Annotated in this window: 7 protein-coding genes; 5 read left to right on the forward strand and 2 right to left on the reverse strand. The window is 60.3% G+C overall.

What is annotated here, in order from left to right; translation table 11 throughout:
• Positions 1–89 precede the first annotated feature (89 nt).
• From NW834_RS12310 to recN, 4 genes are all read left to right on the forward strand, one after another.
• Positions 90–1442 (forward strand): TldD/PmbA family protein, encoded by a 1353-nt coding sequence (locus NW834_RS12310; protein ID WP_414418771.1) that lies wholly within the window; start codon positions 90–92, stop codon positions 1440–1442.
• 71 nt (positions 1443–1513) lie between these two features.
• Entirely contained in the window at positions 1514–2983 is a 1470-nt protein-coding gene (locus tag NW834_RS12315) for a glutamate-cysteine ligase family protein (RefSeq protein ID WP_414418770.1), read from the forward strand.
• 207 nt (positions 2984–3190) lie between these two features.
• The gene (locus NW834_RS12320) at positions 3191–4225 is read left to right on the forward strand and encodes a M14 family metallopeptidase (RefSeq protein WP_414350470.1); all 1035 of its coding nucleotides are present in this window, start codon (positions 3191–3193) and stop codon (positions 4223–4225) included.
• 194 nt (positions 4226–4419) lie between these two features.
• Entirely contained in the window at positions 4420–6126 is a 1707-nt protein-coding gene (gene recN, locus NW834_RS12325; RefSeq protein ID WP_414418769.1) for a DNA repair protein RecN, read from the forward strand.
• Positions 6127–6161: 35 nt separating this feature from the next.
• On the opposite strand, the gene NW834_RS12330 is transcribed toward recN, so the two are convergent.
• Together NW834_RS12330 and NW834_RS12335 are read right to left on the reverse strand one after the other, a co-directional pair.
• Positions 6162–6869: an ABC transporter ATP-binding protein gene (locus tag NW834_RS12330; RefSeq protein WP_414418768.1), complete on the reverse strand. Its 708-nt coding sequence runs from the start codon at positions 6867–6869 to the stop codon at positions 6162–6164.
• Positions 6866–7684, reverse strand: coding sequence for an ABC transporter ATP-binding protein (locus NW834_RS12335; RefSeq protein ID WP_011432415.1), 819 nt, complete (start codon positions 7682–7684; stop codon positions 6866–6868). The genes NW834_RS12330 and NW834_RS12335 overlap by 4 nt, the downstream gene beginning before the upstream one ends.
• A gap of 325 nt (positions 7685–8009) precedes the next feature.
• Between NW834_RS12335 and NW834_RS12340 the strand changes: the two genes are divergently transcribed.
• Positions 8010–9263 carry an ABC transporter substrate-binding protein gene (locus tag NW834_RS12340; protein WP_414342885.1) on the forward strand — a complete coding sequence of 418 codons (1254 nt, stop codon included), beginning with the start codon at positions 8010–8012 and terminating at the stop codon, positions 9261–9263.
• The last annotated feature ends 119 nt before the right edge of the window (positions 9264–9382 follow it).

Consider the following 9382-nt stretch of genomic DNA (forward strand, 5'->3'; position numbering starts at 1 on the left):
TAGTAATCCGTACTGAACATATTATACATTATTTTCAGTATAGTTGAGCTTATTATTGACTAGAGTCATGCTCTTGCCATCTCACTTTTATGCCCAGCTCCATCATTTCCCCGGAAAACCTGCTGGATCTCTGTGAACAGGGTGTGTACAAGGCGTTGGCCGCTGGAGCCGACCAGGCAGAAGTGTTTGCCAACTCAGGCCGGGAAACGGAAGTCACTTTTGAGAAAAATGACCTCAACCTGGCCCGCAGCAGCAGCGAGACCCTGTTCGGCATTCGGGTTTTCTGCGACGGCAGGCTGGGCTTTGCCACCTCCAACCGCCCAGAAGAGTTAGCTGAGACGGCTGCTGAGGCTGTGACCATGGCCAAGGCTTCGCCGGCGGATCCCCTCAACGGGCTGCCGGAGCCCCAACCTTTGCCCCAGGTGCCCTTTGCCCTCGACCCAGGCCTGCTGGAACTGGATGCCGCCGAGCTGACCCAGTTGGGATCCCAATTGCTGGAGTGGGTGCGCTCCAAAGACCCTCGCATCACCATCGACAGCGGCTCCCTCAGCGTGGAGGAAGAGACCCTGGCCATCGCCTCTTCCACCGGCATCCGGGCCAACTACCACAGTGTCGAGGCGGGGGGATCCCTGTTTGGCATGGCCATCGACGGGGACGAGGTGGGCAGCTTTGCCTACGACGGCGACAGTGTGCAGAAGCGGGCCGATCTCATCCCAACGCTGGAGCGGGCTTTTGATCGCTTTGTCCAAAAATGTGTGGGGGCGCTGGGGGCTACCGAAGGGGAGAGCTTTCGCGGCCCTATCATTCTCCCTCCAGATGTGGTGGAGGACTTCCTGGGGGATCTCCTCTTTGTCTTGGGGGCGGATGCGGTGCGCAAAGGCAAAAGCCCCTTGGCGCAAAAAATGGGATCCCGGATCGCCAGCCCGTTGCTCACCGTGGTTTCTGAAGGCCTGGGCCTGCCCGGCTACCCCATTGAGCCCTTCGACCGCGAAGGGATCCCTCGCCAAATCACCCCCTTGGTTCACGAAGGGATCCTCTGCAACTTCATGTACAACAGCTACGAAGCTCGCGCTGCCGGGATCCCGTCCAACGGCCATGCCACAGGGGGGGCGGGCAGCCTGCCGGGGGTGGGGCCAGCTTGTTTGAGAGTGGCGCCGGGGACAACCCCCCTGTCTGAGCTGTATGCCATGGAGCGGGGCATTATTGTCACCCGTCTTTCCGGCAGCAGCAACCCCATTACCGGCGACTTTTCCGGGGTGGTGAAAGGGGGCTTCTTGGTCAAAGGCGGCGAGAAACGCCCCATCCTGGAGACCACCATTGCCGGCAATCTCTACGATTGTTTGCGCAATATCTCCGCCATTTCCCAGGAAGTAACGGTTTTCAACGGCACGGCTGCCTTTCCCGCCCTGCGCATTGAAGATGTATCCATCACTGCGGGCTAAGTAAAGCTAGGGGTGTCGAGATCCCGGCAACAGCGATTAACCTCATTCCCAAAAGCTGCGGAGTTGTTCCCATGGGCCAGGAGATCACCTGCCTCCGTTTTGGTACTGCAGACTTTGCTCAGTTTGCAGCTCGGCTCCAGCAAGAGACGGATTTGCTGGAGCGCTGGTTGGCCGGTGCGCCGGGGCTGGATCCGGCTTGTCAGCCCTTTGCCCAGGGATCCCCGGTGGGCGGGTTTGAGCTGGAGGCATGGCTGGTGACCCCTCAGGGGGATCCGGCCCCGATCAACTCAGCCTACCTGGAAGCGGTGAATGATCCGCTGGTGGTGCCGGAACTGGCCCAGTTTAACGTGGAGATCAACAGCCGGCCCCAAGTTTTGACCGGCTTGGCTCTGCGGCAGTTTCAGCAAGAGCTGGGCCAAACGTGGGATCGCTGTTGCCGGGTGGCCGAACACTTGCAGGCGGGGTTGATGATGATCGGCATTTTGCCTACGGTGCAGCAACGGCAATTGACCCTGAAGATGATCTCGCCCCGCAAGCGTTACCTGGCCCTCAACGAGCAGATCCTGAACTTGCACCGGCGTGAGCAATCCCAAGCGATCCCTTCCCTGGGGCTAGATATCGAAGGACCGGCTGGGCGGTTGCGGGTTACCCACCCGGACATCATGCTGGAGGCGGCGACCACCTCCTTTCAAATCCATCTGCAGGTATCCCCCCAACAGGCGGCCCGTTACTTCAACGCTTCCCTGCTCGTGTCAGCCCCCTTGGTGGCGCTGGCGGCCAATTCCCCCTACCTGTTCGGGCACGATCTGTGGGCAGAAACCCGCATCCCTTTGTTTGAGCAAGCTTTGGATGGGCCACCCCCGCCCTCCCCCACCCACTGCCCCCGCGTCACCTTCGGGCAAGGCTATGTACAGGGATCCCTAATGGAGCTGTTCTGGGAAAATGTGCATCGCTACCCGGTGGTGCTGCCGCAAACGTTGGCCGCCTCTCCCTGGGAGCTGGCCCATTTGCGCCTCCACAACGGCACCATCTGGCGCTGGAACCGACCCCTGATCGGCTTGGATCCGGTTCCCCATCTGCGCATCGAACAGCGGGTGGCGGCGGCAGGCCCAACCCTACCCGATATGATCGCCAATGCGGCCTTCTACTTTGGTCTGGTGCAAGCCTTGGGATCCCAGCCCGTCCCCCCCGAGCAGGAGCTGAGCTTTGCCCAGTGCTGCGCCAATTTCTACACGGCGGCCCGCTGGGGTCTGGAGGCCCCCATCACTTGGCTCAAGGGTTGGCAGGGATCCCTGCGCCAATTGCTGCTGGAAGAGCTGATCCCCCAAGCAGAGGCGGGTTTGGTTCAACTGGATCTGGCCCCCTCCGATATTCAGGAGTATCTGGGCATTCTCCGCGCCCGCGTCGAGTCGGGGCAGAATGGGGCCACCTGGCAGCGCCGCTATGTCGCCCGGCATGGTAAAGATATGCAACAATTAACCTGTGCCTACTGGGAACGGCAGCGGCAAGGCCAACCGGTACACACCTGGGATCTCAGCTAGGGCTCTCTCCACAGCCGGTTGTACCAGCGGTGGGCCACCGCGGCGGCAGGGCGGACCCTTGCTCAAATTTCGAGCGGGCAGATTCTTGCTCAGAGGGTCTTTCGCGACCCGAGCTACCGCAGCGAAACGGTTCATTTGGACTCCCGCTCCCTCCCACCCTAGGGCCGGAAGCCAGAAGTTTGAATCGAGCCTCTTAGCCCAAACAGCATGCTCACCGTCCTCGATCATCTACCGGATCAACTGCTGGATCTAGAGGCCCATCAGCTTTACGACCGATTGGGTGGGCCAACCCTCATCCATCTGCCGGGACGACGGGATCCCGCCCTGTTTGTGTCCGTCCTGCTGCACGGCAACGAAACCACCGGCTGGCAGGCGGTGCGACAGCTTCTCCGCCGCTACAGTCCTCTGCACCGCTGCCGCGAACGGGAATTGCCCCGCTCCCTTTCCCTCTTCATCGGCAATGTTCAGGCAGCCCGTCAAGGACAACGGCGGCTGGACGGCCAACCCGACTACAACCGCATTTGGGGCTCCGGCTCCACCCCCGAACATGCCATGGCCCAGGCCGTCCTGCAGCAAATGCAGCAGCGGGGCGTTTTTGCCAGCGTCGATATCCACAACAACACGGGCACCAACCCCCACTACGCCTGTGTCAATCACCTGGATGCCCCTACCCTGCACCTGGCCACCTTGTTTGGGCGCACCGTCCTCTATTTCACCAAGCCAGAAGGGGTGCAGAGCATGGCCTTCGGGCGCTTCTGCCCGGCGGTGACCCTGGAATGCGGCAAGCCGGATCAGCCCCACGGCACCCAGCATGCCTACGAATTTCTGGAAGCCTGCCTGCACCTGTCGGCGATCCCGCAGCGCCCTGTCCTCAGCCAAGATATCGACCTCTTCCACAGCGTCGCCATTGTCAAAGTCCCGGATCAGGTGAGCTTCAGCTTTGGGGAAGAGAATGGCGACCAAGAGGGATCCCCCTCCCACATCCGCTTCCCGCCGGATTTGGATCTCCTCAATTTTCGGGAGCTTCCCCCCCACACCCCCATTGGCTGGACGAACAACGGCTTCCACCTGGAGGTGCAAGACGAGCAGGGCCAAAATGTGGCGGATCGCTTTTTCTATGCCTGCAATGGAGAAATTCGCACCAGCGTGCCCATCATGCCGGGCATGCTCACCCTCAACAGCCGCATCATCCGCCAAGACTGCCTCTGCTACCTGATGGAGCGCTACCCCCTGGCCGGCTGAGCCGGGCTGCCAATTTCCCCGAGGGGATCCCCAAACCAGAACAGGTGGTGCTCCCCACCCCTGCAATAACAGACTCCCCGCTGGCCGCTGTACCCGTCCGCCGAGGGATGGTGGGTACGCTAACGTGGGACAGAGCGACCCCGCAAGCCCTATCCTGAAAACTGCCAACGGCACGCTGAGCCCACGGGATCCCTATGTTGCGCCTGCTGCGGATCGAGAACTTTGCCCTGATCGAGCAATTGGAGATCCCCTTTCGAGCGGGGCTAAACGTGCTCACCGGAGAAACCGGGGCCGGCAAATCCATCATCCTCGATGCTCTGGATGCAGCTCTAGGAGGTACAGCTCGGGCTCTGCGAACTGGCAGCGAACGAGGTCTGGTGGAAGCGATCTTCAGTCCTAATCCTGAACTGCAAGCCTGGCTAGAACAAGAGCACATCGACCCCCTAGAGGAGGGCCTGGTTTGTAGTCGCGAGCTGGTGTTGCGCAACGGCAAGCTCACCAGTCGCCTGCGGGTGAATGGGGTGCTGGTGAACAAAGCCCAGATGCTCAGCCTGCGGGCCAAATTGGTGGAGATCACCGCCCAGGGGCAAACCGTTCAAATCCAATCTCCGCAAACCCAGCGCCGTTGGCTGGACGATTTTGGCGGCGAAGAGCTGTTGCGAACACGGGCGGAGGTGGCTGCCCTTTACCAAACCTGGAACCAACTGAAAACAGAGGTGGAATCCCGCCGGCAAAGCCAACAACTGCGCCTGCAACGGCTAGACCTGCTGGAGTTTCAAGCGCAAGAGCTGGCCGCCCTGCGCCTGGAGGATCCCGACGAAATGGCCAAGCTGGAGCGGGAACGGGAGCGCCTGGCCCACCGCGTGGAACTGCAACAGCAAAGCTACGCAGCTCACCAATTGCTCTATCAAAACGACAGCGGCTCACCGGCCATCGCCGATCTGTTGGGCCAGGTAGAACGGTTGCTCCAGACCATGACCCAGCGGGATCCCGACCTAGCCCCTCTGGCGGAAATGGTCAGCAGCGCTCTCATTCAGGTGGAGGAGGTGGGGCGGGAGCTGGTTCGCTACGGCGAGACGCTGGAGGCGGATCCCGGTCGGTTGAACAAAATTGAACGGCGCTTGGCGCAACTCAGACAAGCCTGCCGCAAATACGGCCCGACCTTGGCCGAGGTGATGGCCCATGCGGAGCGGGTGCAGGCGCAGTTGGCCCAACTGCGAGGAGACAACACCGACCTAGAGGAATTGCAGGTGCGGCTGGACAAAGCTGCCCAAGACCTGGAGCGCCATTGCCAGGTGCTCTCTCAACTGCGGCAACAAGCGGCCCGTCAACTGGAAAAGGCTCTCATAGAAGAGCTCAGGCCGCTGGGGATGAGCGCAGTGCAATTCCAGGTGCAGATCCAACCCGGCCCCCCGACAGCAGAGGGGGTGGATCAGGTGAGCTTTTGGATCAGCCCCAACCCGGGTGAGCCTCTTCAGCCCTTGGCCAGCATCGCCTCCGGCGGCGAGATGAGCCGTTTTCTGCTGGCCTTGAAAGCCGTATTCAGCCGCATCGATCCGGTGGCCACCATGGTTTTCGACGAAGTCGATACCGGCGTGTCGGGCAAAGTGGCACAAGCCATCGCCACCAAGCTGTACAGCATCGCCCGAGATCACCAGATCCTCTGCGTCACCCACCAACCCCTGATCGCTGCCCTGGCGGATCACCACCTGCGGGTTCACAAGGTGGTGCACCAAAAGCGAACTTCTGTGCGGGTGGAGCTTTTGGGAGAACGAGAACGCCGCGAAGAACTGGCCCAACTCACTGCCGGCCACTCCGCCCAAGAAGCGATGACGTTTGTGGAGGCTCTCCTCAACCAAGCAGCTCAACTGCGCAAGCAGCAAATGGCCAGTCCCGCTTGACTCTCCTTCTGGGAAAGGGGAGGGGGGTGAGGGCCTCACCCGCCCAAGAACAGCTCCAGCACCTCAGGATTGTTCAACAAGTTGGGGCCGGTATCCTCAAAGCGGTTTTCTCCCGTGGACAAGACATAGCCCCAGTCCGCCATCTTCAGGGCCTGCTTGGCATTTTGCTCCACCATGAGGATGCTGATGCCAAGACGGTTGATCTCTTGCAGGAGGGCGAAGGTCTGTTCTATATACAGCGGCGACAGGCCGGCGGTCGGCTCATCCAGCAACAACAACTGCGGCTCCACCATCAACGCTCGCCCTATGGCCAGCATCTGCCGTTGTCCACCCGATAGGGATCCCGCCGCTTGGCGTCGTTTCTCTTTCAGGGGTGGAAACAGCTCATAAACCCGCTCCAGTTGGGCGGCAGGGTTGTCGCGTCGGATGAAGGCCCCCATCTCCAGGTTCTCTTGCACGGTGAGGGAAGGGAAGACATTGTTGGTCTGGGGCACAAAGCCGATTCCCCGTCGCACCAGTTGCTCAGCGGGCAGGTGGGTGATGTCGGATCCCTGAAACAGCACTCGGCCTGAGCGGATGGTGGCCAAGCCAAATAAGGATTTCAGCACTGTCGATTTGCCGGCTCCATTGGGGCCGATGATCACCACAATTTGCCCGGGGTTCACCTTCAGGTGGATCCCCTTGAGGATGTCCACCCCCCGGTAGCCGCTGTAGAGATCCTGGATGTCCAGCAAAGGGGTCATGAGAGGGATCCCTCCGAAGGCAGAGGGGAGGGTTGGGGTGGGTTTAGGGAGTCGGCCAGTGCCACAGATCCCAAATAGGCCTCCCGCACGGCTGGGTTTTGTTTGATCTCCTCCATGGATCCCTGGGTGAGAACCTTGCCGGCAGCCATGACCACCACGTGGTCGCAGAGACGGGTCACCAGATCCAGGTCATGCTCGATGATGCAAAAGGTGCAGCCCCGCTCGCGGTTGAGATACTCGATAAAACGCATCAAATCCGCCAGCAGAGTGCGGTTGACGCCGGCCCCCGGCTCGTCCAGCAGGATCACCCGTGCATCGGTCATCAAGGTACGTCCCAGTTCCAAGAGTTTTTTTTGCCCCCCGGAAAGGGTGACGGCCAGTTGATCCCGCAGATGGATCAGGTTCAGCCGTTCCAGAACCTCTTCGGCCCGAGCTTGCAGGTTGCGTTCTTGTCGTTGCACCTGCCGCCAACCGAACCAAGTGGCGAATAGGTTTTCCCCTATCTGGTTGGGGGGAACCACCATCAAGTTCTCCAAGACGGTCATGCGGCCAAACTCCCGCGGGATCTGAAAGGTGCGCACCAGCCCTCGACGGAACAGATGGTGAGGGGGCAGGCCGGTGATGTCTTCCCCATCTAGCCAGATGCGCCCGCTGCTGGGCCGAATAAACCCGGCGATGATGTTAAAGAGCGTGGTCTTCCCTGCCCCATTCGGGCCGATCAAGCCCGTAATCCGACCGGTTTCGATGCGGAAGGAACAGTGATCCACCGCGCTAATGCCGCCAAACCGCTTGGAGATGTCGTCGATAACAATCACGCCGCTGCCTTGGGAAAACCCCGCCGACCGATGAGTTCAGTATTTCTCAAAATATAATGAGCCCAATGGCTGAGTTTGCCCATTATCCTTCCTGGATTCCTACAGGGGCAACTGCCTTTGGAGGCCGCAGCCAGCCCTACAGCAGCCAAGGAACGGGCGAGATCCTGAGTCTGGCCCGCCTGTTTCCCGGAGCCATCTTTTCTTGAGGGAGTGGGGAACGCTTTGAGGTGAGCCAACGTCTGACTACTACGACTCAACACTTGACTTTACTTGACCTTTGGGATCTGAGTTCTACTTTCCCTTCCCTCACAGGAGGTTGTCGGCTATGTCTCGCATGAATAAACTCACCCGACGGGCCTTTGCAGCGGCGGCTGCCCTGACGGCGGCTGCTCTTGCCACCACTCTGCTGCCCAGCACGGCACAGCAGGCCACTCAGGGGCCGGTCAAAATCGGGGCCTTGATGTCTCTTACCGGGGATCTGCAGGCCTTCGGGGAAAACTGCCTCAAAGGGATCAAGCTGGCGATTGACCAAATCAACGCCGCCGGTGGCATTTTGGGATCCCCTGCCCAAGTGGTCGAAGCGGATGACCAGACGTCGGCTCAGCCGGCTATCGACGCAGCTCAACGGTTGGTCACCGTGGAGAAGGTGGCCGGCATCATCGGCGCCTTGGGCAGTGGCATCACCATTCCGGTGGCCACGACGGTCACGGTTCCCAATCGGATCCCGCAAATTTCCCCCGCTTCCACCGCTCCTACCATTACCACTCTGGAGGACAACGATTTTCTGTTTCGCACAGTTCCTTCCGATGCCTATCAAGGGGTAGCCCTGGCCCAGATCACCCGTGAAGAGAAGCTGGAGCGCCTGGCCATCATCTACATCAATAACGACTATGGCCAGGGCCTGGCCGACAGCTTTAAGACGGCTTTTGAAAAGCGGGGCGGCACCATCACCAAGTCGGTTCCCTACGAGCCCGGCAAGGCTTCCTATCGCAGTGAGCTGACCCAACTGAAGGAAGGGGATCCCCAGGCATTGGTGCTGATTGGCTACCCCGAAAACGGTGTGGTCATTTTGCGGCAAGCTTTGGAAGAGGGGCTGTTTGACCGCTTTGTCTTCACCGATGGCATGCGCTCTCCCGACGTGGCAGCCCAGGTGGGAGCCGAAAAGCTAGAGGGATCCATCGGCGTTTCGCCTCAGGCCCTCACCGATAGCAAGGCTTACCAAATCTTTGCCGAAGCCTACAAAGCCGCCTACGGGGAGCTGCCCCCCACCCCCTACATCGACACCGCCTACGATGCCGCTTTTGTCCTGGCTCTGGCCATTCAGAAAGCCGGCAGCACCGATGGCACTGCTGTTCGGGATGCTTTGCGGGAAGTGGCCAATCCCCCCGGCACCGAGATCCTGCCCGGAGAGTGGGCCAAGGCTGTGGAGCTGATCGGCAAAGGGGAAGACATCTTCTACACCGGCGCCTCTGGATCCATCAACTTCGATGAGAATGGGGAGGTGGCCGGCACCTTTGCCCACTGGACTTTCCAAGGGGGGAAGGTGGTGGATCTGAAGGTGTTTGAGCCGGAGAGCTAATTTTCCCCTACGGCTCCTGAGTGGGGGTCGGTTTCTCCTTCCGAGCATGCCTCTAACCCCCAAAACCCTGAACTTTGCTGAATTTACTGAGCTTTAGGCGGTTTGGCAAAAGTCATTGA

Source organism: Synechococcus sp. R60.1 (assembly GCF_047461835.1).
Taxonomy (GTDB): Bacteria; Cyanobacteriota; Cyanobacteriia; order Thermostichales; family Thermostichaceae; genus Thermostichus.